Raw genomic sequence first — 23638 nt, forward strand, 5'->3', positions numbered from 1 at the left:
ACAATATAACATCTCTTTTTTGTGTAGAAGGGGAACTTTTCCTGGCGGGCTATATTCAATGCGATGCTTCCACCTGCACGCCCCGTCGGCTAAGGTGCGCGGCTGTGTTTCCTCTTTTTGCAAAAGGCCTGGCATGACCGCGACAAGCAACGACCCGCTCCACGGTGTGACCCTGCAACACGTGCTCACCACCCTGGTGGAGCATTACGAGTGGAGCGGCTTGGCCGAGCGCATTGATATCCGCTGCTTCAAGAGTGACCCGAGCATCAAGTCGAGCCTGACTTTCCTGCGCAAAACCCCGTGGGCGCGGGAAAAGGTCGAAGGTTTGTACGTCAAGCTGATGCGTACCAAGCGCCCCCTGGATTGAAAGCATGAAGCGCTTTGTCGCGACGGCAGCCTTGGCCGGTTGGGTGGGGTTGGCGATCCAGCAATACCTGATTCTCTATTCGCGCTGGACCAGTGGCGCGAGCTTGCTGGGCGGCCTGATCAGTTTCTTCAGCTTCTTCACCGTGCTGACCAATACCCTGGTGGTCGTGGTGCTCAGCTACGCGCTGGTCAAGCGCGACTCTGGCGCCAAGCGGTTTTTCCTCGCGCCTCGCATCAGTAGCGCGATTGCCGCGAGCATCGTGGTGGTAAGCCTGGCCTACAACCTGCTGCTGCGGCATCTGTGGAGCCCGCAAGGCTTTCAATTTATCGCCGATGAGTTGCTGCACGACGTCATGCCGCTGTTGTTTGTGGTGTATTGGTGGCGGTGTGTGCCCAAGGGTACGTTGCGGCTCAAACACATTGCCGGCTGGGTGATCTACCCATTGGTGTACTTCGGTTATGTGCTGCTGCGGGGGCATATGCTCGGGCAGTATCAGTACCCGTTCATGGATGTGGACAGCCTCGGTTATCCACAGGTGTTTGTGAATGCCGCAGGGATTTTGGCAGGGTTCATCGTCATCGCGTTGGCGATCATTGGCCTGGACAAGCGCCTCAAATCCCCCTCGATTTAAAGTGAGCACCATTAATGTGGGAGCTGGCTTGCCTGCGATAGCATCACCTCGGTGTACCTGATAAACCGAGGTGCTTGCATCGCAGGCAAGCCCGCTCCCACCTTAATCATTCTTCTTCGCTGCCCTCAGCACGCCAGTAACCCACGGCCTTGAGGTATTCCTCGTTGACCTTGTGCGTATCCAGCAGCACCCGCCGTACCTGGCGCGACAGCTTGGTTTCGGTGGCGACGAAGCTGTACAACGCCCCGCTGGGCAGCGTCAGGTTGCGCACTACATCGAGCAGGTCATCGTGGCCGCGCAGAACCCAGATCACCTCGACTTCGGCTGCGCTGCCGAGCACCTGTTGTTCCGCCGCATCGGCGATTTCAATCACCGCCAGCACCTTGCGCCCGGCCGGTAATTCTTCCAGGCGTCGACCGATGGCGGGCAGGGCGGTTTCATCACCGATCAGCAGGTAGCTGTCGAAGATGTCCGGCACGATCATCGAACCCCTTGGCCCACCGATATAAAGATGCTGGCCGACCTGTACCTGCTCGGCCCAGGTGGAGGCAGGGCCATCGCCGTGCAGCACGAAGTCGATGTCCAGCTCGCCGATGTCCAGGTCGTAACGCCGTGGCGTGTAGTCGCGCATGGCGGGTTGCGGGCCGTCGCCCTTGATGGCGAACGTCGGGCTTTCCAGCGCCGCTTGTTCGGCGGCGTTCTGCGGGAACAGCAGTTTGATGTGATCGTCGCTGCCCAGGCTGATGAAACCTGCCAGTTCCGGCCCACCCAAGGTGATACGGCGCATACGCGGGGTGATATCCACCACCCGCAGTACTTGCAGGCGGCGGCGTTTGATGTCGTGGGTCACGCGATGGATGGCTTGTGTGTTCATTGATCTCTCCCGTCGGCAATAGCTTGGGCGGTGCCGTTGAGCAGCGCCGCGACACGAACGATTTCTTCCGGGCTCCAGTGCCCGTGGTGTGAGTGCAAGGCATGGCGCAGGTTGTGCACCGCCTCGTGGATCTCGGGTGGGCGGTCGTGCCCGCGCAGCGAGCGCTTGCTGACATCGATACGCATGCGCACGCCGTCCAGGGCAACGGCTTGCTCGCTTAAGAAGAGACGACCGGCGTCGGTGATTGTGTAGCGCTTTTTTCCGCCATCGGCGTCGCCGCTGATCAACTCGCTCTCTTCAAGAAAGGTCAGGGTGGGGTAGATCACGCCGGGGCTGGGGCTGTAGGCGCCGTCGAACAAGCCTTCGATGCGGCGGATCAGGTCGTAGCCGTGGCAGGGCTGTTCAGCGATGAGGGCTAATAGCAGCAGCTTGAGGTCGCCTGGGGCGAACACCCGGGGGCCACGGCCACCCCGTTTTTCAAATTCGCCGCGATGATCATGCTTCATGTAGGGCTTCTCTGCTCAGGTTTAGATATAACGTAAGATATATCTTATGTCGTTGGTAGCCTATGGCGACCAACGGTCGTGGCAGCGTGAGACGCAGCCGGAAATCGGAATATGTGAATAGACGAATAGCGTCTTTAGAGTTATAACTTTAATTAGAGTTGGCGCTCCAATTCGAGCTAAGTGTCGTGAGTTTTTAATCGAGTGTATGTATGGTGTAGTCCAGTTCTTACAGTAGTTTTCAGGTTATGCTTTTACTGCCGTGTAGCCTGTTTCTTACAGCGGATTTTAAAGTTTGGTCAAAGTGCCATGTTTTTCCCGCGCGCCCTGATTACAAGGGCTACGAGCGTGTGAGAAGAAGACTGCATACCTGCTTTTAATTTTATTGAATGATTGTTTGGCGTTGTGTGGTTCAACTAACCAGCGGCGTAATTCGTTGTTGAGGTGGTACTTGGCAACGAACCAATCAATGTTAATAAATGCAGGTACTGATCATGTTCAAGAAGTTTGCTGTTGCTGTTCCCCTGGCTGTTTTGGCTTTGTCTTCCTCGGTAACAGCTATCGCTGCAGGTGAAGCCAGTCACACCGTCAACCTCAAGGCAAACATCCCGACCACCGTGTTCCACGCACAACCGCGTGACCCGAACTGGGGCCGTGACGAAACCATGAGCTACAACCTGGTCAGCGGCGAGTTGGCTCCGTTGAGCGCCATCTACGATCTCAAGAACACCAACGGTTCGGTACACGCTTACATCGAAGGTGGCCCGGCTGTGTTGTTCAATGGTGACGTGTCGCAGAACATCCCGCTCACCACCAGCCTCAATGGCGTCACGCTGACCGGCACCCCCCAGGAAGTAGTCAATGAAGCCGACTCCACCCCTGGCGTGGGGGCTGAAATGCGCATCGTCGCGGCCAAACCGTCGGCCACCCAGCGTGGTTCCTACACCGCGGTGATGCCGGTGGTGTTCGACGCGGTATTGCCAACGCCTTGAAACCCATAAGTGCCCGCGACGTACGGGCACCCCTTGTATGACTTGCAGGTCGGCTGATTTTTCCTCCTCGGTCTGCCGACCTGATTTTCATTTTTGGCCCTGGCATTCCGAGTATTCCGTTCATGTTTCCGATGACGCCTATCGCGGCAGCGCTTGCGCTGTTGGTGTGTACGAGTGCCCTGGCAGCGCCCGCCACTTCTGGCGCTGCCACCCCCGGCAGCCTGATTTCTCAGGCCCAAGGCTTGCCCGCAGGGTTTGCCGACCATTTTTTTGATGTGCCGCTGGCGGTGCGTGTGGACCTGGACCAACAACTGCTCGGCGAAGCCTTGATCGTGTTGTCTCAAGACGACCGCGTGACCCTTCTGGAATTTACCGATACCGGTGACAGTAAAGTCCCGGCGGCCACCCGCGACACCTGGCAGGCCGTGCTGGAACAAGGCGTGGCGCTGGGCGCCTGCACCCAGTCCTGCCCGCAAAAAATGATCTCGGCGTACTACAACCTCGAAAGCTCGCAGTTGTCGATCCTGACGCAAAACGTCGAATTGGCAGACGACACCCCGCGTTTCTATGACCAACCGGAAGGCGGCAGCCTGGGGTTGATCATCAATAACCAGCTCAATCTCAATGGCAGCCAGCAAGACAGCCTGGGTGGCCGCTATGGCCTGCAAGCCAGCTCCAGCGTGGGTAACTGGAGCCAGGTGTTCAACCTGCAGTTGGCCCGCCAGAGTGGCGATGAGGCGCAAATGCGTCATGCGATCCACGAGCTGTACACCCAGCGCGAACTGCAAGGGCAGTTTTTCCGCCTGGGCCACTTCACGCCGAATTCCGATGGCCTCACCCGTCAACTGCGCAGCTTCGGCGCCAGCCCCGATACGGCGCTGGGTGTGATGTATGGCAGTTCCGACACGTTGGCGATCAATGACGCCAAGCCCAGCGTGTATCCGATCTACGTCACCGCCAGTCGGCAGGCGGCGGTAGAGATTTATCGCAATGGCTTGTTGATCAACACCCAGTCGGTGACGGCCGGCCTGCAAACCCTGGACACCCGGCCACTGCCGGGCGGCATCTATGAGGTCGAAGTGCGCCTGGTGGAAGATGGTCTCACCACCAGCACCAGCCAGGAACTGGTGTACAAGCCCAGCAACTGGCGCAACGCCGACGACCCGTGGCGCTACAACCTGTTTGCCGGGCGCGAGACCAAGCTGTTCAGCAACTGGGATGAGCAGGCCTCCGGCGCGATCACCGCCGGTGCGTCACTCAACTACCTGGTGCATCCGCGCGTGATCCTCGGCCTGTCCGCTCGCCAGGTGCGCGAGCAACTGCAGTACGGCGGCTCGGTGGATTGGACCGTGGCCGGCAATACCAGCCTCTACGCCAACCTGTATCAAACCCAGGAACATGGCACTGGCATGGACCTGCAAGGGCTTTACAGTTTCGGTGCGACCAACCTGGTGTTCAGCCATAACCGCAGTTGGCTCGACACTCGCGACACTTACGAAACCCTGCCCGACGGTACACGCCTGCGGCGCAACACCTTCGTCGGCCAGGCGAGCAATTCTGCCCTGTCGGTCAACCACCGCCTCGACGCACAGAACACCTTGAACCTGCGGGTTTCCCACAGCCAGGGCAATGTGGAAGGGGCAGGCGTGGACTTGGGCTGGAGCCGCCACGACAAACTGTTCGGCAGTGATGCCAACTGGCGTTTCTCGGTATTCGACCGACCCGGCAGCAGCGGCACCAACGACCAACGCAACCGTGGCGTCGACGTGACCCTGAGCATGAACCTGGGCACAGACGGCCGGCAGATTTCCGGCAGCGTCGGCACCCGCACCGCCCGCGATGGTGGGCGTGACAACAACGCCTCGCTGACGATTCGCCAGGACCTCACCGACCACGTGCTGCAAAGCGTTTCGGCCACAGCCATAACCGACACCTACGGCGTCGGCTTGTCGAGTATGGCCAGCTTCAGTACCGATGCGCTCAGTGGTGACGGCTTTGTGCAGCGCAGCTCCTTCAACGGTGATTTCAGCGGTGGCTTGAACCTCAACAGCACGTTCGTCGCGGGCGCCGGCAAGATGTTGCTGAGCAGCCAGTACCAGGGCAATGGGGCAGGCATGATCATCGATGTGGAAACCGACCTCGACGAAATTGCCCTGCGCGCCGACGACCTGGGCGGCGGCAGCGCCGTGTTGCGGCCAGGACGCAACTATGTGCCGGTCTCGGCCTACAAGAGCAGCAGCGTGAGCTTCGACTTCGAAGGCAATCACCCGCCGGCGGCCAATATCCAGCCCACCCGTTCCAGTTACCACTTGAACAAGGGCGGTGTGGACTACCGCAAGGTCACCGTGATGAAAACCGTCACCGTACTCGGTCGCCTGCTGGACGGGCGAGGCGCGCCGCTCAAGGGGCATCACGTGATCAACCACGCCAGCCGTGGCGTCAGCGAAGTGGACGGGTTTTTCTCCATGGAGATGAGTTCCAGTTCACCGACCCTGCAAGTGCGCTACCAGAACCAGTTGCTCTGCCAGTTCCGCCTCGACCCGAGGCATACGACCAATGAAAACGATGTGTTGATGATCGGTGATCTGCGTTGCACGCCGGACACGCTGGCTGAAGCTAACCACAAGGCCGACACCGCCGGTTGACGGCGGCTTGGATGGAATTCGATGACTTTTATCACTGCAATAAAAACACTGTTGAGGCCGATGCCCCTGGCACTCGCACTCGGCTGTACGAGCTTGACGGCGCAGGCGTTCGTTGAGGACATCACGGCGGTGTTTCGGCCTGATCCGACGAACCCGATGAGTAACAAGTTCAAGAACACCACGGCTCACAGTGGCGTATGCGCCTGGCACATACCGACGCGATGTGAGGCCCTTAATATCTTCAGTATTCGCAACATGGAGTTCCGGGCTGAATCTGCCACACCGATTGCGGCCGGGCATACCGACCCGCGGCAAGGCGCCTATTTCAAAGTGCCTTCAGCGTGGCGCGACGTGCAGGTGACTCACACGGGCACAGGCGAAAGCGCCACCGTGCAGATGCGTATTGCCGGGGTGGGGACCCGCTGGGATATTGCCTACCCGCCCGGTGTCAGTGCTTGGCAGTATGAGGGCAAACCGTGGGATTTTTATTGGAAGGCCGGCGCCCCGCCGTGTGTGGGGCTGGGCTATCACGCGGCGTGGATCAATTTCGGGCTGTTTTTCTGGAGTGTTCCAGAAAATGCCGGGGCGTGCAGCCTCACGCCGGGGTACGACATTCCATGGCTCAAATACAGCTATATGGAATACGGTTACGAGCTCAGAACGCCCAACCCATTGACCATGACGGCCGGCGAGTATCGCGGGTCGTTGACTTACAGCATGGGGCCTGGCGGTGACTTTGACTTCGGTGACGTGATGATTCCCAGCGACAACATCGCCACCTTCAATTTCACCCTGCAAGTCGAGCACATCCTCAAAGTCACCCTGCCTCCGGGCGGCAACCGTGTCGAACTGCTCCCCGAAGGCGGCTGGCAAGCCTGGCTCAACCGCGGGCGGCAACCCTCGCGATTGTCCCGTGATCAGACCTTCAGCATTTTCTCCAGCGGGCGTTTCAAGATGACTCTTGAATGCGGCCTGGCGATCGGCAACACCTGCGGCCTGCGCAACGGCGCGGGGGATGAGGTGCCGTTGCAGGTCGCGGTCAGCTTGCCGTTTGGCCTGCACAACCAGCGCGACGAGCCCGTAAACCGGCAGCCGTTACGCCGGGATGGGGTAGGCACCGAGTTGATCCAGTCCGTGCACTACGTCAACAACCGTCCCGGCACGCTGCACTTTCAAGTCGACAAAGAAGACGTGGGCGACATGCTCAAGCATCCCGGGAGTACCTATTCAGGCGTAGTCACCGTGATCTGGGATTCGGAAGTCTAGGCGGGTTTTGCCCGCACATCGGCCCGCTGTCGTGGCGGGCCGCGTTCAATCAACAAGGCGTAATCAACTATGAAACATGCAGTGCTATGGGCCGGGCTTTTCCTGATGTCGTTGACGGCGCAGGCGGGGCCGGCAATCAACGTCGGCGTCGTGTACGACTACCTGGAAGGCGACCGCAGCTCCTACCTCAAGCGGGTATTCAACGGCGGCACCAGTACCGCGTTCATCAAGGTCAATGTGCTGGAGATTATCTATAACGCCGACGGTACCTCCCGGGAAGTGCCGGTCGCCTCGATGACCGACGCCAAGGGCAGCACCACCAATCGTGACGGCCTGATGGCCAGCCCGGCGCGCCTGATCGTGCCGGCCGGCGGACGCCAGGGCACTCGTCTGTTGTACATGGGCCAGCGTGACAAGGAGCGTTACTTTCGTGTGCGCTTTATCCCCGTCGTGCCGGAAAAGGAAGATGACTTTGCGGTCACCGACGCAGAGCGCAGCGAATACAAAAAAGACCTGGCAGCCGGGGTCAACGTCATGGCGGGCTATGGCACGGTGTTCTTCGTGCGCCCCAAGGATACCCGCTTCGATACGCAGATCAGCGAGACCGCCAGCCAGTACACCCTGCGCAATGCCGGCAACAGTACGGTCGTGCTCGATGAGTTCCGGGACTGTTCAGTGGCAAAGAAAACCGACTGTGAACCCACCACCAAGCACCACATCCTGCCTGGCCGCCAGCTGGTATTCGAGAAGAAAGTCGAACGCCAATTCAGCTTCCAGTTGGTTGAAGGCCGGGACAAAAAACCGATGAAGGTCACCCGATGATATTTAGACAATTGACGCGACTAGCGGCGCTGATGGTGCCGTTGACCCTGGGCGGGCAAGCGATGGCGTTTCAGGAACGCCAGAGCTTTGATGTGTCGGTGACCATCCCGATCCACGAAGCCTATGTCTTGCCTTCCGAACCCGACTGGATGGGGCAGGATCAGTTGCTGGCCTGGGACTTGACGACCTCCCGGCTTGGCCGCCTGCGCAAGCATTTCGACGTCAAGAATCTCAATGGCGGCGTTGCGGCACGCCTGGGAGACATGCCCTATCTGTTGAGCGGCAATGACCGTATCGATTTGCGCGTGCTGTTCAACCGGGTGCCCCTGACCCTGGACTCGACCCAGGTACTCAGCGCTGACGAAGCGGGCATGGGCCGGCGCGTCGAGCTGGATATTTCGGCGATCGAGCCGCAGGGGGGTTACCAGGGCGGGGCCTACTACGGCACGGTGCATCTGATGTTTGATTTTCTTGCGCCTTGAACGCCAGGGCCGCATCAAGCCCGGTTTTTACGTGCTCCGGCCCGGTTCAGCGCAACACGCGTCAGATCTCGCAGCCACTGATTGTGCCGGTACCCCAGCTCATTGAGTGCTGTGTCGTACTGTGTTGAACTCATAGGGTTGCCGGATAACACGCTGTCTTCGTCCAATCCCAGGGCTTGCGCCAGGCCGCGCAGTTTTACCCGCTGGGCTTGCCGATCAATCTCCGGCAGCGTCTGTGACTGGGCGTATTGCGCTTGCAGTGCCTGTAATTCATCGAGTTGGAGGTACTTCAAGTCGAAGGCTGTGTCATTGTTCCATTTGGCGGTGGGGTTGTGCTGCTCAAGGTAACGCTCCCAACCTTTGTCCAACAGCATCTGGTTCACCAGCCCGTCACCTTCTTCCAACCTGGCTACTGCGGCGGCCACCTTTTCGATCTGCGCGGGGGTTACATCGGCGAGTGTGCGGTAAGTCATATGGGTCGATAGCCACGGCAGGTCCAGCCGGTCTGCCAGGGTGCTGCGATAGGCTAAGTGAATGCCGGCCTCGTCGACCTCGCCATGCTCGCCGTCGATGACCTGCGACCATAGCCGTTGCCCCAGCCCGCCCTGATCTTTGGGTTTGAGGCGGTGGGCGATGTCTTCACCAATGGCTTTGCCCATGTAGGCATCGCGCGCGGCTCCGCGGGCCAGCACCACCAGCCTGGCCTCGAGTTCTGCCGGTGTGGTGCTGGTTCGATAGGCTTCGCTGGCGAGTACTTCGACGCCCAGTTTTTGGAATATCAGCGCGCCGGCGTCGGGGCACAAGCCGGGGTAGCGAGTATCCTTGAACACGCGCTCGCGCAGGTCGCTGTCGGCTTCGACCGCCCTCAGCAGGCGCCATACCCTCTGGCTCAGCTCAGGCCGGTTGTTCTGATAGGCCAGGCGGTCTTCCTCGGCCTGGAACTCGTCCGGCTCTTCGAGCGATTTGATCACCTCAAACAGACCTTGAGAGCCGGGTTCCTTTTCAATCGCGTCCCACAGCTGCCGGTGCTGCTCATGCTCCTCAGGCTTGATGTCACTCAGCCAGGGTGCGCTTTCACCTCTAGGCGCGTAGAAGCGCAGCGGGTCCAGCCCCACAGACTCGCGGTATTCAGCGAGCAAGTCCTGAAAGTCCGAGGTGAGCCTGCTCTGGTCCAGGCGGGTACGGGCAATGATGTCGGCATCATCCGAACCTGGGGCGACATGGGGTAACTGGGTGATCGGGTTCTCGCTCAGGTCCAGTTGGAACCCGCGCGCGCGTGAGCGACCGACGAGCCCGACGGGCCAGTCCTTTATTTGCGTATTGCGCAGGTTCAGCAAGGTCAAGGCCGGCATATGGCTGATATCCGGTGTTTGCCCCAGTGGGTTGCCGGCCATCTCTAGCTGTTTGAGACGCTTGAGCCGTCCAAGTGTTGCAACGGCGGCATCGTCCAGAACCAGGGCATTTGCTTCCAGATGCAAGCGTCGAAGACGTTTGAGCTTGCCCAGGGTCGCAGGTAACTGGGTGAGCTGGTTGTGACTCAGATCGAGGTCGCGCAGATGCGGGAAATTGTCTAGAAAGGCGGCGTGGTGATCGGAAAAATCACAACCACGCAGGTCCAGGTCGCTGATGTGGTTCAGTGGCACGTTAAGGGTGGGCAGTTCGTCGGGCATGGGCGTATTGAACAAGTCCAGAGCGATACCGCCGCGGTGTTCGAAGCTTTCGTCCAGATGCACCGTCAGGCCATTGCTCCAGCCATCATAGAGGCGGGTCGCGACTTGCGCCCGGCGTTTGCGGACTTCCGGCTCCAACAGCGTGCCCGCCCTGGGCGTCGGACCCTTTATGTAGGCGTCGAGCTGATTGAACAACTGCTGTTTTTGCGACTCCATCTGCATCAGCGTTTGCTCGCCTTCGGCTGTGCTCATCGTGATTGATAAGCGTCGAACGCTGTCGTTGCTCATCGCGGGCAGTAACTGTTTGATGCGTTCTTCAATGGTTTTGGGTTGCATGTCATAGCTGTCGACCCGGGACATTTTGCAGGATGCGCCTCCGCCCAGCAGCACCTCGGTTTCGGGAGCGGGCCGCATGCGCAAGGGCGGCTCAGCCAATGCCAGGCGTCGCTCGGCCGGTGCCTGGTTATGTTCGATCACCCACTGCCTGAGCTGTTCACCTTCGCCGACGGTGTAGGGCGGGGAGCGCTGCGGATCCTGCGCCAGGGTCCAGAGCAGGGACTCGTACAGCGTGGTGGCTGGGTTGAGTGGGTTGGCATCGGCGTCGAACACGGTGTAGGTCCCGTCTGCACTGCGTACCAGTGTGCGGGCCTGCGGCGCGTCGGTTTCACCGACGCTGCAGCGCAACGGGCCGGTGGGGCTGTTGTCCCGGATGTCGATGTTCAGATGGCTGAACACGTCGCTGTGCAGGCGCAGGGTATTGAGCACCAACCGTTCGCTGTGCGCCGAGGGTTGCCGGGGAGGGTAAAGCCCTTCGACAGCGCGGCTGGCCTGATGGTCGAAGTCCAACTCCCGTGCCAGGCTTTTGAGGCGCAGGGGCAGGCGCTGTGTGTCGTTCATCACCGTTGTTTCTTCAGGCCAGGCGTGCTTGAGCAACGCGTTCGCACTGCTCAGCGCCAGCTCTGGAAAGTCCTGGCGCAACAGGGCCACGTGTGGGTCGCTGCTGGCTTGGCCCAACTGGTAATGACTTTTGGCGACATGCCCGCCATAACCCTCTACGTAGTTCGCCAGTTTATTGCGCAGTGCCTGGGCCTGTTGAGCCTGGGGCAAGGTTTCACCCAACAACGTATTGACCTGAGGTTCGTCCAGAAAACCCAGCACGCGCTCGGGCAGCCTGGCAGCCATCACGTCAGCCAGGCTGATGCGCAGGGTATCGGCGGGCGCGGCGTGGGTATCGCCGTATTTGCGCGACTCGCCGCTCAGATCGCTGTTGTGAAACACCTCCAGGGCTTTGCTCGGCGGCCAGCCGGGGAGGTCGGTAACGGCTTGTTCGAACCAGTAGGAATAGGGGGCGAGTGTCTGGCCCGTACGTATTTTCTGGACAGACGCCTGGGCGAAACGGTCTGCGCTAAAGCGTTCGATGCTGTCGGCCAGCAGCGGCGGGGACGGCTGGTTGCGCACATACATGTGGCGCAAATGGTCTGGCTCGCTGCCGCTGATGATACGGATCTGTTCAAGCTGCTCGTTGGTGAGCGCCTGGGTGGCGGGGCTGATGCGGCGCATCAGCGTGTGATCGTCCCAGCTGCGCGGTTGTTCGCCTTCATGTACCCAGGCGCCGTGACCATTGAAGCGCACTTTCGGTTGATAGGCGTGTGGCCGGCGGGGGTGCACGATTCGGTGATGAGGCAACTGCGGGTCCGGTTCTACCTGGTAGTGATGGTCGGCATGGGCCAGCCAGTGTTTCTGGGCATGCTGATACAAACCCTGTGTATCAGCGGCGATGCCTTGGGGCAGGCTGATGTTCTGCTGGTAAGGCGAAAGATCGGGGTTCCACAAGCGCTTTTCACCGCCATCCAGCGTCACCGGGTGCAGGCCCTCGACGAAGGGCGACAGCTTGAGGGTGACAGCCTGGCCGACGGTGCCGGCCCCCGCCCAAATGCCTAGTTGCACCACCGTTTCCACCACGTCCATGACATGCCCGATGGCTTCCAGTCCGTTGCCTTGCGCCCAGTCAACAATACCTTCGAACACATCGCTGGCCACCTGGTAGGCGGTGTAGGCGAGCATCAACTCCCCCAGGAACGGCACGAAGGGGGTGACCACCAGGAGCGCCGCATTGAAAATATCCGAGAGGATCTTGCCCAGGTTATCCCACCAGGCCCAGCGCGCCATCAAGTCGGCGTAAGCGGTGCTGATCGCCACGTCCCGGGTATCGTTGACAATTTTATTGACGTTGACCCGGTACAGGTAGTGCCACAGCGTGTCAGGCTCCGAATGCCCGGAAGGCGCTCGGTTCTCGTGGTCGTCAAAAATGTTTTGTGCGCTGAAGTGCAACCGCGGCGTGTCCACTGCGATGGTTTGCCAACTGGGGCCACTATCGGTGCGCTTCTTTTCGTGCCACTGCACCTTGAACAGGCGGCTTTGCAGCTCGGCAAAAAAATGCCCGCGTTGTTTATGGTCGACAAATCGACTGAAAAACTGCCGGTAGGTGGTCTTTGCAGGCGCTTGGCCGTGGGCATCCAGGGTGGCGGTGCTGTCGCGCAGTTGGCGCGTCAACTCATTCATGAATTCAATCGGCGAGGGGTACTCCTTCAACGGGTGCTCCGGGTCTTCAGGAACATAGGCAATCAGGCGTTCGATGTGTTTGTCGCTGCCCTGTGGCGCGGCAATCAGCACGATACCGCTGAGCCGGGCATCCAGCAGGCTGAGGTTGTAGTACTCCACCGGTATGCCGTCCAACGCTGGGTCGGGCTTGTCCTCGACAATATCGAACAGCAGACGTCGGGCGTCCTCCTGGATATGCTGCTGCGACCAGGCGATGCAGGCGGCGTTTTTCAGCGTGGCCTTGTCGCAGGCAATCACTTTGCGCCGTAGCGTATCGGCCTGGACTTGATTGCCGAAGCCAAGGGTGCGCAATAACCGTGTCTGGTATTGGCGGCCTATATCCAGGGTGCGGCACAGATTTTTGAATACTTGCGCGGTCAGGGGCTGGCCGCTGGTATTGGAGGTGAACGTCAGGAGGGGCTGCTGGCCACGGGCGTCGGGCTTGGACAAGAACCCATAGTCGGCAAACTGCTCGCTGGCGGAAAAGTTATGCAGAGCGGCGTCCAGTAACGTTACGGTCCGGCTGGTTACGCCTTTGCGAACGCCAATGACCCACCAGCTTTTTTCGGCGGGGGCATACAGGCGAATGAACGTGTTTTTTACATCAATGTCGCCGTATTCACGCAAGGCCTTTTTGAGCAGAGGCTCTGCGAATGAGTACACGTCCTTGATGTATTTGAAGTGTTCATCCAAGGCATTCCTGGCGGTCCACTGCTCGGCCATGGCCTCTGTGGAAACCGTATCTGCGCGCGTGTCGAGCGAGTTGAGTCGGGTGTAGACAAAAGGGCTTGCGGCTTTCAGTGCGCGAGCGCGTGTCAGCGTGGTCGCGCTGAGCCAATCTGGAATGGAGCGCTGGATAACATCAAAGTGCATACCCTTCTGGGCATGGCTCGCAGCGTGTGGGGAGGGGCGTTCGAAGAACATGGTTGTGTTGCCTTGAGATGAGTAGTGGGGGGGTCAACCCGATCTACACTAATCACCCTCATGAAACGTTCAGGCATACATAAACACTACTTGGCCCCTCCCTGGAAAAATCAAACGCAGGGCTCGAGAAATGGGCGTTTTGGATCAATAAGCCAGGAGCAAGCAACAACGGATTATCACTCTGGCGCGGCGCTCATCGAGGCAGGCATGTGCTCTGACTCTCACCTTGCAGATAAGGCATCAATATCGGGGCCATGCCTTTAAGCACTTGTACCGGCAACGCCGAGGTGAACTTGAAGCCCTGCGCCGAGCTGCCCGGTACGAACGCAGTGAGTGTGCCGAAGTGGCGCTCGCCGATGTAGAACACGAAAGTGGCGGTGCGGTTGATCGCCTTGGAACTGATGATACGTCCGCCCGAACCGATCGCTTCGATGCGGTTATCGCCGGTGCCGGTCTTGCCGCCCATGGCCAGTGGTGTGCCGTCGGCCTGTTTGAAACTGCCGGCGACGCGTTTTGCAGTGCCGGCGTCCACCACTTGGGATAACGCGCCGCGCAAGGCCGTGGCAACTTCGGAGGGCATGACACGATGCGCCCGGTCGGGGTCGTTGATCACGCGGGTGTCGTACGGTGTACCGGCGGCAAAGTGCAGGCTGTCGATGCGCAGTACCGGGATGCGCACGCCGTCGTTGAGAATGATGCCCATCAACTCGGCCAGTGCGGCAGGGCGGTCGCCGGAGCTGCCGATGGCGGTCGCCAGGGACGGCACCAGATGGTCGAAGGGGTAGCCTACGTCCTTCCAGCGTTGATGAATCTCCAGGAACGCTTCGATCTCCAGCATGGTGCGGATACGGCTGTCGCGTGCGCTCTGGTGGCGGCTCTTGAACAGCCAGCTGTAGACCTCCTGGCGCTCGAACTGGCTGGCCTTGACGACTTCGCTGAACGTCGCCTCCGGGTGGTTGATCAGGTAGCCCAGCAACCACAGGTCCAGGGGATGCACCTTGGCAATATAGCCCTGGTCGGGCAGGTCGTAGGCGCCGGGGCCGTAGCTGTCATAGAGTGCATCGAGGCGCTTGTCGGTCAGCGTCTGCTCGCCCTTGGTGCCGGCCAGGCGCGCGCGCACGAAGCTGTTGAAGCTGTCGCGGCTGGCCTCCGGCAGCAGATAACGGTGGACCGCGGCCAGGCGGATCGCCGTGGGATGCAGGCTGTCGAGGAAGGTTTCCAGGCGCGCCTGGGTGTCTTTCTTCTGGTATTTCTTCCAGAACTTGAGCAGGAACGTGGTGCCTTCGCGGTCGGCGAATTGCGCCAGGTATTCCTGACGGCGCGGCTCGTTGTCGTCCTTGAGCAATTGCGCGCTGTTGTTGGCACTGGTGTAGGTGGTGTAGCGCACCAGATCGCGCATCAGGCGGATAAAGGGCAGGTTGATCGATTCACGCAGGGCGTCGCGCAGGGTCGGGTTGCGGCCATTGTCTTCGTTGCGAAAGTTATGGAAGCGGTGCAGGCCACCACCGGTGAAAAAGCTCTCGCCCGGGCTTGCCGAATAGGTGCGGTCAAGCGCAGCGTCGAGCATGTCGGCCAGGGATTTGCCGGGGTTTTGTAGCAGGTAATCGACGGCCCAACGGCTGATGCGGTCCTGCTCCGCAACCTCGATTTTTTTCAGTGCCGCAGGTGTTGCGGCGCCGTAGCGCTCATGCAGTTCGGCGACGATTTGCAGGTAAGTGGTGAGCACCCGCAGCTTGGCGGTGGAGCCCAGTTCCAGTTTGCTGCCGTTGTTGATGTCGAAGGGTTGGTCCGTGTTGTCGGTCTGTACCCGTACCCGTGCGCCATCATCGGTGCGCTCGAACAAGGTGAAGCTGTAGCGTACCTGCGGGGTACTCGCCGGGGTGAGCAAGCGCTCGCCGAGTAACCCGACTTCGGCGGCATAGTCAGGGGCGGCAAGGCGTTTGAGGTAGGCGGTGACTTGCTCTTGCAACTGGCCCTGCAAAGTACTGGTGGCCGACAGGTCCAGGCGGTCCAGGTCGTACAGTGGGCGGTCGAGCAGGGCGGCCAGGCGGCTGCGCGCGACGCTGATACCTTTGTTGGTCTCGACTTTTTGCAGGGTTGGCTGCTGCTGCCAATCACGGTAGCTGACCTTGCTTGCCAGCGCCGCCGTCACCCATTCGGCCGGCACCACACCATTTTGCGCCAGCAACCGCAAGTGGCTGTCGGTCAGTTGCACCAGGTCGTCACGGCCCTTGGTCAAGTAATAGGAGGGGCGGCGCTGGGCGATGATCAGCGAGAGCACTTGGCGCAACGCCAGGCCGCGCGCTGCGAGGCTGGCCGGGGTTTGTGCGGTGTCGTTCAAGGCCCGGTTGACCTGGGCAAAGTCGGCGCCGTACCACACCCGCAACCCCTCGGCGATGCCATGCACTTCGCCGTGCCCAGGGACCGCCGACAGGGGCACGCTGTTGAGGTAGTCGCGCACTACGTTTTGCCGTGCGGTGAGGGTGTCGGGCCCGTGCTGGTAGGCGCGTACGCTGGCGGACAGCATCTGGCGGATCTTTTCGCTGCCCGACAGGGTCAAGCCGTCCGGGGAGTGGCGGTACTTCTCCAGTTGCGTCGCCAGGGTACTGCCGCCCGCCGATTGCCCTGGCAGGTGCAACTGACGGGCGACTTGCGACCAGGCAGCCTTGGCAAAGCGCGGCCAGTCCACGGCGGGGTTCGCCTGGGGCGGGTCAGGGTCGAGCAATTGGCGGTTTTCAATGAACAGCAGGCTGTGGACCATCAGCGCTGGCACCTCGTTGAAGTGCTTATACAGCTGAGGCGGATAGTTGAATTGATAAAGCGGCGCGGCGCGGCAGTCGGTGATGGTCAATCCGGCTTGCAGCTTTTCGGCATAGGGAATGAACAGGCCATGGCGGCTGTAGCCCATCAGCGCGTCGGAAAAGCGCGCCTGGGATTCGATCAGATAGTTGCGCTTGAGCAGGCGCGGCAGGAACTCACCCAAGGCGCTGTAGCCCAGGCGCCGATCGAACGGGCCGTCGCCGGGGTACACCATGGCATCGCTGGCGCCGGGGGCCACCGTGTAGGTCAGTTGGGCCGCCCACTGGCTGAATGTGCGGGCTTGCCAGTGGGCCGTGTGCATTTCACGGGTGGCGGCAAACCCCAGGGCGATCAGGGCCATTAACAGAATCATCCAGTAGAGCCGGCGCCACGACTGGGCGGGTTTGAGTTTTTTTGCCAGCGGCGTGGCTGACGGGCTGTCAGCTTGCGCCTGGTGTGAGTCGGTTTGCCACAGTGCGCCCATAGTCGATTGACCATTCTTATAGATTGATCGGACTTGTCTGAAGCGTAGACGCTGATTGACTGCACTACGAAGTTTGTAGGGCGCTAAAGATCGAGTCGTCAGACGGGAGGGTAGATAACTACCGCGTCGCCAGGATGGCAGCGGGTAGCGTTCGTGATTTAAACCATCATAGAGCTCTGCCATGACCCTTTCCGACACCGCTTCAGGCTCGCCGCGCCAAGCCACCATTGAGCAAATCCAAACCTTGTTCGGCGAGCCGCCGAACCTGCTCACAGTCGCGAACGACAGTGTCCAGGCTTATCTGGACGAGCATTTGGGCGCGGGAAAATGGCAGGTTGGCTTGATTTACATCGCCACCCCGACCGATGACGACGACGCGCTGGCCTACCGGTCTTTGCCCGAGTGGGTGCTGCAACGCTTGGCCAGCAGCAAGCCCTTGCTGTTGGTGGCGGACTATCACGTCGTGGTGCAGCGCGTGCGGGAAGTGTTTGTGGTCGGTGGCCCGACCCTCAGCGAGCTGGAGCCGCTGCTCAATCGCTGCGGCGCGGGGTTGTTGGGGGCGTATGCACAGCGCTTGCAAGCCTGGTGGCGTGAGGCGTTGCCGGTGGAGATGACGCGTTGGGGCTACCTGTCGGATGATCTGCTGACGTTGCTGTACGATGCCGGCAAACCACCTGGTTTCAATGACGAGGGGTTTGCCCGGCTGTTCCCCAAGACCCTGTTGCACCCGACGCGGCCCGACCGCGAGTGGAGCGCCCACGGTGAGGCGTTGCGTGTACAGGCGGTGTTCCTGGCCGGCGCGACGCCGCTGATGTTGCCGTTGCTGATCCTCAGCCACGGGCAACAGACGTTGCTGTTCAGCCCGGCCAGCGGTGTTCATCCATTGGGTAGCATTGACGATGTGGCGGCGCTGTTACCGGCCTATGTGCCCGAAGACGCCGACACTGAGCAGTGGTTTGCCCAGGACGTGGAAAGCGATCCCTTCGATGCGTTGGCCGCCAGTTACCTGGCGCTGCAGCTGCGGGAAATCGATCGCATCGACCGCAACCTGCCCCTGGCGCCGGGCCAGCACCAAGCGTTGCTTGCGTACATCACCAACCCCCACCGCTGGTTTGTTGCGCACCTGAGTGCAGGCCAGCGCAAGCTGCGTGAGGCCCTGCCGTTGTGGCTGGTCCATGCCAACCGTGACGACAGCATCACCTACGCACGTCTGGTCCAGGCGCTGGTGCTGGCCCATGAGCACAGTGGCGGGCAACATTTTCTGGACGGTATTGATTCAATTCAGGTGTTTGCCGACCGGGCCTTGCGCACTTGCCTGCAAGCCGAACCCGCCACCAAAACAGTACGGCCCGCCGACGTTCAGTTGACCTTCAACCGCGTGATCGCTGCGGCGATTCCAGTCCCAGGGGGCTTTGTCGCCGGTGAAGTCGACCCGGTCACGGTGAGCCTGACCGAGCTGGCCCTGGAAAACCTGGCCGGCTTCCCGCACACCGTCACCGAGATCACCCTCAAGGGTGCCCAAGCCCCCGAGTGGTTGACCTATGGCCTGCTTCAAGGTTGTGTGGAAAAAGCCGATGTGGGCCAGGCCTACCCGGATATATTGAAGAAAAAACTGCTGGATGACCCGTTGGAACGCAGTCGTCGCTCAGGGTTGTTCACCCGCCAGTTACGGGTGCAACTGCCGATGCTGGCGCTGGAACTGAAACTCAAAGGTGAGCACGGCCTGACTCAGGAAGGTGTCGACCGCCTACAGGCCGCGTTGCAAGCCAGCCTTGCCGAGCGCAAGGTGCAAGGCCAGGCGATGACGTTGTGGCCGCTGGCATTCAAGGCTTCGCCTGAGGCTGCGCAGGATGTGGTCACTAATCACTTCATCATTGGGCCTGCTACCGGGAACGCTGGCGTTCATCTGCTGTACCGGCCCTTGCTCAAGCCGATGTTGCAAGGGTTCGAGTCGATCAAGGCTTTGTTTGACGCCATCAAGGCTAACGGCCCGCTGCAGGATGACGTGCTGACGTGGCTCGCCCCGGCACGCCAGGCGGTATATGCCAACGGCGGCTTCCTTGAACCGCATATCCGCCGCTTTTTACCCGGTGATGAATTTACGCTGTACGAGAAACCTGCCCCGGTCCAGCTCAGCAAACAATTGAACGACGAGGACGCTTGCAGCCTGGTCTTTGAGGGCACGGCCCAGGCCCTGGTGGCTCTGGCTGATCGGCAATCGGTATCGAATGCCGAGCAGCGCTGGGCCAGGCTTAAAGAGGTGGGGTGGCTGCTGTTTGGCAGCGTGCTGCCGTTTGCCAGCGGGCCCTTGCAACTGGGGGGGTGGCTGGTGCAACTGATCGACAGCCTGCAGCAAGACATTCAGGACTTGGCCAGCCAGGATGAACAGGTCAGGAACAAAGCGGTCATGGACGTGTTAAGCAATCTGATGGTTGTCCTTGCCCATCAAGCCACGCCCCATGATCCTTTACCGCCATTGCAGCTGGAGCATCCGGTGTTCGCCCCCCTGGCCCGAGCCACTGCCACCACCAGGGTGCCCACACGTGGCGCACCGCCCGCGACGTTCAGCTCGCCGACCCGTTGGAGTAACGCCCGCGATACCCTGACCGCCGCGCAACATGCACGGGCCCGTACCTTGAGCCTGGGCGCGTTCTCAGGCGGCTGGGACCACGCCGAGTCAAGCGGCCCGCGCCGTGGCTTGTTGCGTGACACCGCTTATTCGCCGCCGCAATGGCGAGCCTTGGTGCGTGGGCATCTTTATCGGGTGGTGGACGAGTCGGGCGCGTGGCGGGTGATCAGCGCCGATGGTGCCCAGAAAGGGCCGTGGCTCAAGCCGTTGGGGGACGGGCATTGGGATTTCGATGGGCGCTTGCGCTTGGTCGGCGGCAATGCCGATGCGGCGATGGAGGCTCAGTTGCAGGCGCTGGAGCTTTCACTGCCACGCCTTGAAGAACAGTACCGTGAGGCTGGACGTTCGCGTGCCAAAGCGGCTGCCGCCATGCAGGTGGCGCGCAAGCTGGTGGTTGAGTCCAAAGATAAAATCGACGCCCAACAGCTTGCCAGGCTTGAGCAGCGTTACCAGCAGGAACTGCGCAACAAGGTCGAGTTTTCCGAGAAGGAACTGCAACTGCTCATGCGTCTGCGGGCAATCAAGCCCCGTCCCCGTTACGAGGAAAATCTGTGTGAAATACTCGAGTCGCTGATTCTCACCTTGCGATTGATGGACGCTGACACCCGTGAGCGCATGATCCAGATCAATCGGCGGATCAAACCTTTGTTGGATCTGCTGCAAGACGAAACCGATGACGAAGCCGGCTCCGACCTTAACCGTCAGGCCCATGCCAACCTGAAAAAAAACATGCGCGAACAGGTGACGGCCGAGGACGCAGCTATCAGCAATCGCAAGTTGGAAAGCGCCTATATGGAGCAGTTGAACAGCGTACCGCGCCTGGGCCGTGACAAAGCCCGGGCGCTGGACGCACAGCTGCCTTCGCGCCCCTCCATTCTGGATTTGCAGGCGTTGCAGGTCACCACGCTGTGGGGCATCACCATCGACATTGAAGGGCCGCCCCTGGAAGTAGAGTTTTTCGACAGCTTGAACCGGGTGATCAATCGTGCCCGTTGGGCCAGCCGCTCCCTGGCCGAATTGGAGAACCTGACCACCACTGTTGAGGAGCGTATCGAACTGCTTAAAAGCCTCAGTCATGTCTACGCGGTGACCGACGACCATATTCAGTTCTGGCGAGCCATGGCACCGGACACCTTTGACTTGCCCAACCTGGAAAAACTGCAGGCGCTGTTGGCCGACCTGCACCAGCAAGCCAATGGGCAACTGGCTGATCTGCTGGCACCGTTGCCTGGCGGCAGACAACCCAGACAACCCAGGCCGCCCAGCGCAGCAGGGACGCGGGTCAAAAAGATCATCCGCACCCGTAACCGGGATGTTTATGTGGCACGCATCAAGACGCCAGCGGGCACTGCAGAGCTGGTGGATGACACAGGCAGTGTGCTTGCCACCTTCACCGAGGCTGAAGACGGCATATGGGAGCCGGTTGAGCCTGCGCCCCAGCGCACGGCCAACCCACAATTGGGCGCGCTGCTGAACAAGGGCCAGCGATTGTTGGAAGATGTCGATATCGCCATCCTCAAGGTGCAGGCCTTGGCCAGCCAATGCGAGCCTTCATCTCTGCAAGCCTTACTGGCGGCTCAGGCCAACAGCCGGCGGATGGTCGCTGCGGATATCGACAAGAAACTGCTGACCTTGAACCCGTCACGGCTGAAGCCTACCCAGCAAAACACGGCGAGAGTGCGTGCCACCCAGTTGCGTGCCGCCGCGCTGCGGTTGGACGCAGCGGGTGTGGAGGCGCGGGTGCGCGCGAGCAAGCTGAAGTTGAGTCGCGCCGAAGACGTGGACTTTCTGCACGGGCTCAATGAAGTTCGCATCGTTCGCCAAGACGCGCGCGTGCCCATCAAGGACAAAGCCCGGGATTTTATCCAAGTGTATGTCGTGCTGGATACGGACACTGGGCTGCCCCTGTGTTACGCGCATTTTCACTATGAAAACCGCCAGGGGCCGGACGACCACTACACCGCTGCCCACCTCAAGAGCCCTGAACAGGAACGCCTCGGGCGCCAGGCCCAGGCCCAGGCCGAAGCCCAGGCGTTCGCGCGGATTCGCACCGGCCAGACCGGCCGTGTACAGCAGACCCTGGAGATCGAACGGGCGAGCATTTCCAGGCTGTTGGCGCGGCGTTTGTTCTTCAGTGTTGACTGACTGCCAAGGTGGGCTCGCTCGCGCCTGCGGCGGATGAGCGAGCCCAACCGGTAACAGGTTATGCAATACTCTGCGCCGTTTTACCCTGGGAAGGCCGGTCTAGAGGCCTGGTACTTCCCCCGCCCAAGGACTTTTTTACGGGGCATATCGCCAAATTTGTGTGTTTATAGAGTGAAATATCCTACCGCTTGCTTTTTATACTGACGCCCCGCTGACCTGGCCGCCTACGCCCGCCAGGCGGGTTTGCCCACGAGGCAGACCCGGTCAAGCCGGTGTATCGGCCTACACGCTGCTGCACCACAGGCTCGGTGGCTTAATCCAATAACAAAATGAGGTTGTATCCCTATGCCTGTCGGCAAACCACTGCCCCCTGGCGAGACCGCTCAAGGCGGACCGCTCAAACGCGAACTCGGTGAACGGCATATTCGCCTGATGGCGCTTGGCGCCTGCATCGGTGTGGGCCTGTTCCTGGGTTCGGCCAAGGCGATTGAAATGGCCGGCCCGGCGATCATGCTCTCGTACATCATCGGTGGCCTGGCCATTCTGGTGATCATGCGCGCCCTCGGTGAAATGGCGGTACACAACCCCGTGGCCGGTTCGTTCAGCCGCTATGCCCAGGATTACCTCGGGCCGTTGGCGGGTTTTCTCACCGGCTGGAACTACTGGTTCCTGTGGCTGGTGACCTGCGTCGCGGAAATCACCGCCGTAGCGGTGTACATGGGCGTCTGGTTCCCCGACACGCCGCGTTGGATCTGGGCCCTGGCGGCACTGATCAGCATGGGCACCATCAACCTGATCGCGGTAAAGGCTTTCGGTGAGTTCGAATTCTGGTTTGCACTGATCAAGATCGTCACCATCATTGCCATGGTAATCGGCGGCGTCGGCATCATTGCCTTCGGCTTCGGCAATGACGGCGTTGCACTGGGCATTTCCAACCTGTGGGCCCATGGCGGCTTCATGCCCAATGGCGTGCAGGGCGTGCTGATGTCATTGCAGATGGTGATGTTCGCCTACCTGGGCGTCGAGATGATCGGCCTCACCGCCGGTGAGGCGCGCAACCCGCAGAAGACCATCCCCAGCGCCATTGGCTCGGTGTTCTGGCGCATCCTGTTGTTCTACGTCGGCGCGTTGTTCGTGATCCTGTCGATCTACCCGTGGAATGAAATCGGCACCCAGGGCAGTCCGTTCGTGATGACCTTCGAGCGCCTTGGCATCAAGACCGCTGCCGGCATCATCAACTTCGTGGTGATCACCGCCGCGCTGTCCTCCTGCAACGGCGGTATCTTCAGCACCGGGCGCATGCTCTATAGCCTGGCGCAGAACGGCCAGGCGCCAGCTACCTTTGGCCAGACCTCCAGCAATGGCGTGCCGCGCAAGGCGCTGCTGTTGTCAATCTTTGCCTTGCTGCTCGGCGTATTGCTCAACTATCTGGTACCGGACCAGGTGTTCGTCTGGGTGACCTCCATCGCCACCTTCGGCGCGATCTGGACCTGGCTGATGATCCTGCTGGCGCAGCTCAAGTTCCGCAAAGGTTTGAGCCCTGCCGAGCAGGCAGGCCTGAAGTACCGCATGTGGCTGTACCCGGTCAGCTCCTACCTGGCGCTGGCGTTCCTGGTACTGGTGGTGGGCCTGATGGCGTACTTCCCGGACACCCGCGTGGCCTTGTATGTGGGGCCTGCGTTCCTGGTATTGCTGACTGTGCTTTACCATGTGTTCAAATTGCAGCCAACGGCTACCCATAGCACTGCAACGCGCTCGGTTTAACCTGTTGCAACGGCCTGCCGCAGCAGGCGGGCCGTTTTCT

13 protein-coding genes are annotated in these 23638 nt (G+C 60.6%); 9 read left to right on the top strand and 4 right to left on the bottom strand.

Going from position 1 to position 23638, the window contains the following annotated elements:
• Positions 1 to 133 precede the first annotated feature (133 nt).
• Together AC4PS6_RS07060 and AC4PS6_RS07065 are read left to right on the top strand one after the other, a co-directional pair.
• Positions 134 to 367 carry a VF530 family protein gene (locus AC4PS6_RS07060; protein ID WP_003188882.1) on the top strand — a complete coding sequence of 78 codons (234 nt, stop codon included), beginning with the start codon at positions 134 to 136 and terminating at the stop codon, positions 365 to 367.
• 4 nt (positions 368 to 371) lie between these two features.
• Positions 372 to 998 (top strand): Pr6Pr family membrane protein, encoded by a 627-nt coding sequence (locus tag AC4PS6_RS07065; protein ID WP_014717090.1) that lies wholly within the window; start codon positions 372 to 374, stop codon positions 996 to 998.
• 106 nt (positions 999 to 1104) lie between these two features.
• On the opposite strand, the gene AC4PS6_RS07070 is transcribed toward AC4PS6_RS07065, so the two are convergent.
• Entirely contained in the window at positions 1105 to 1872 is a 768-nt protein-coding gene (locus AC4PS6_RS07070; protein ID WP_020301197.1) for a siderophore-interacting protein, read from the bottom strand.
• Positions 1869 to 2378 (bottom strand): PadR family transcriptional regulator, encoded by a 510-nt coding sequence (locus AC4PS6_RS07075; RefSeq protein ID WP_014717092.1) that lies wholly within the window; start codon positions 2376 to 2378, stop codon positions 1869 to 1871. The genes AC4PS6_RS07070 and AC4PS6_RS07075 overlap by 4 nt, the downstream gene beginning before the upstream one ends.
• A gap of 491 nt (positions 2379 to 2869) precedes the next feature.
• On the opposite strand from AC4PS6_RS07075, the gene AC4PS6_RS07080 reads away from it, so the two are divergent.
• The 5 genes from AC4PS6_RS07080 to AC4PS6_RS07100 all read left to right on the top strand — a co-directional run bounded on the left by AC4PS6_RS07080 (position 2870) and on the right by AC4PS6_RS07100 (position 8582).
• Positions 2870 to 3367 carry a CS1 type fimbrial major subunit gene (locus AC4PS6_RS07080; RefSeq protein WP_172832672.1) on the top strand — a complete coding sequence of 166 codons (498 nt, stop codon included), beginning with the start codon at positions 2870 to 2872 and terminating at the stop codon, positions 3365 to 3367.
• 122 nt (positions 3368 to 3489) lie between these two features.
• Complete coding sequence (locus AC4PS6_RS07085) at positions 3490 to 6012, top strand: CS1-pili formation C-terminal domain-containing protein (protein ID WP_103451491.1); 2523 nt, start codon at positions 3490 to 3492, stop codon at positions 6010 to 6012.
• A gap of 60 nt (positions 6013 to 6072) precedes the next feature.
• Entirely contained in the window at positions 6073 to 7278 is a 1206-nt protein-coding gene (locus AC4PS6_RS07090; RefSeq protein WP_231125700.1) for a hypothetical protein, read from the top strand.
• A 69-nt stretch (positions 7279 to 7347) separates the two neighbouring features.
• Positions 7348 to 8100 (top strand): hypothetical protein, encoded by a 753-nt coding sequence (locus AC4PS6_RS07095; RefSeq protein WP_014717096.1) that lies wholly within the window; start codon positions 7348 to 7350, stop codon positions 8098 to 8100.
• The gene (locus AC4PS6_RS07100; protein ID WP_336827119.1) at positions 8097 to 8582 is read left to right on the top strand and encodes a CS1 type fimbrial major subunit; all 486 of its coding nucleotides are present in this window, start codon (positions 8097 to 8099) and stop codon (positions 8580 to 8582) included. The genes AC4PS6_RS07095 and AC4PS6_RS07100 overlap by 4 nt, the downstream gene beginning before the upstream one ends.
• A 14-nt stretch (positions 8583 to 8596) precedes the next feature.
• Here AC4PS6_RS07100 and AC4PS6_RS07105 read toward each other — a convergent pair whose 3' ends face one another.
• A complete protein-coding gene (locus AC4PS6_RS07105; protein ID WP_336827120.1) occupies positions 8597 to 13777 on the bottom strand; it encodes an NEL-type E3 ubiquitin ligase domain-containing protein in 5181 nt (1726 codons plus the stop codon).
• Between the two features lie 193 nt (positions 13778 to 13970).
• Positions 13971 to 17060: a transglycosylase domain-containing protein gene (locus AC4PS6_RS07110; protein ID WP_130174683.1), complete on the bottom strand. Its 3090-nt coding sequence runs from the start codon at positions 17058 to 17060 to the stop codon at positions 13971 to 13973.
• Between the two features lie 181 nt (positions 17061 to 17241).
• Here AC4PS6_RS07110 and AC4PS6_RS07115 point away from each other — a divergent pair, with 181 nt between their 5' ends.
• Entirely contained in the window at positions 17242 to 21834 is a 4593-nt protein-coding gene (locus AC4PS6_RS07115) for a hypothetical protein (RefSeq protein WP_336827121.1), read from the top strand.
• A gap of 345 nt (positions 21835 to 22179) precedes the next feature.
• Positions 22180 to 23598 (top strand): amino acid permease, encoded by a 1419-nt coding sequence (locus AC4PS6_RS07120; RefSeq protein ID WP_014717102.1) that lies wholly within the window; start codon positions 22180 to 22182, stop codon positions 23596 to 23598.
• Positions 23599 to 23638 lie beyond the last annotated feature (40 nt).

The organism is Pseudomonas sp. DW-iso17 (assembly GCF_058725345.1).

What these genes read in the sequence shown, in the direction of transcription:
- AC4PS6_RS07105 (WP_336827120.1), bottom strand. Translation starts at nt 13,777, where the DNA reads ATGTTCTTCGAACGCCCCTCCCCACACGCTGCGAGCCATGCCCAGAAG.
- AC4PS6_RS07120 (WP_014717102.1), top strand. Translation starts at nt 22,180, where the DNA reads ATGCCTGTCGGCAAACCACTGCCCCCTGGCGAGACCGCTCAAGGCGGA.
- AC4PS6_RS07090 (WP_231125700.1), top strand. Translation starts at nt 6,073, where the DNA reads ATGCCCCTGGCACTCGCACTCGGCTGTACGAGCTTGACGGCGCAGGCG.
- AC4PS6_RS07075 (WP_014717092.1), bottom strand. Translation starts at nt 2,378, where the DNA reads ATGAAGCATGATCATCGCGGCGAATTTGAAAAACGGGGTGGCCGTGGC.
- AC4PS6_RS07070 (WP_020301197.1), bottom strand. Translation starts at nt 1,872, where the DNA reads ATGAACACACAAGCCATCCATCGCGTGACCCACGACATCAAACGCCGC.
- AC4PS6_RS07060 (WP_003188882.1), top strand. Translation starts at nt 134, where the DNA reads ATGACCGCGACAAGCAACGACCCGCTCCACGGTGTGACCCTGCAACAC.
- AC4PS6_RS07115 (WP_336827121.1), top strand. Translation starts at nt 17,242, where the DNA reads ATGACCCTTTCCGACACCGCTTCAGGCTCGCCGCGCCAAGCCACCATT.
- AC4PS6_RS07095 (WP_014717096.1), top strand. Translation starts at nt 7,348, where the DNA reads ATGAAACATGCAGTGCTATGGGCCGGGCTTTTCCTGATGTCGTTGACG.
- AC4PS6_RS07100 (WP_336827119.1), top strand. Translation starts at nt 8,097, where the DNA reads ATGATATTTAGACAATTGACGCGACTAGCGGCGCTGATGGTGCCGTTG.
- AC4PS6_RS07080 (WP_172832672.1), top strand. Translation starts at nt 2,870, where the DNA reads ATGTTCAAGAAGTTTGCTGTTGCTGTTCCCCTGGCTGTTTTGGCTTTG.
- AC4PS6_RS07085 (WP_103451491.1), top strand. Translation starts at nt 3,490, where the DNA reads ATGTTTCCGATGACGCCTATCGCGGCAGCGCTTGCGCTGTTGGTGTGT.
- AC4PS6_RS07065 (WP_014717090.1), top strand. Translation starts at nt 372, where the DNA reads ATGAAGCGCTTTGTCGCGACGGCAGCCTTGGCCGGTTGGGTGGGGTTG.
- AC4PS6_RS07110 (WP_130174683.1), bottom strand. Translation starts at nt 17,060, where the DNA reads ATGGGCGCACTGTGGCAAACCGACTCACACCAGGCGCAAGCTGACAGC.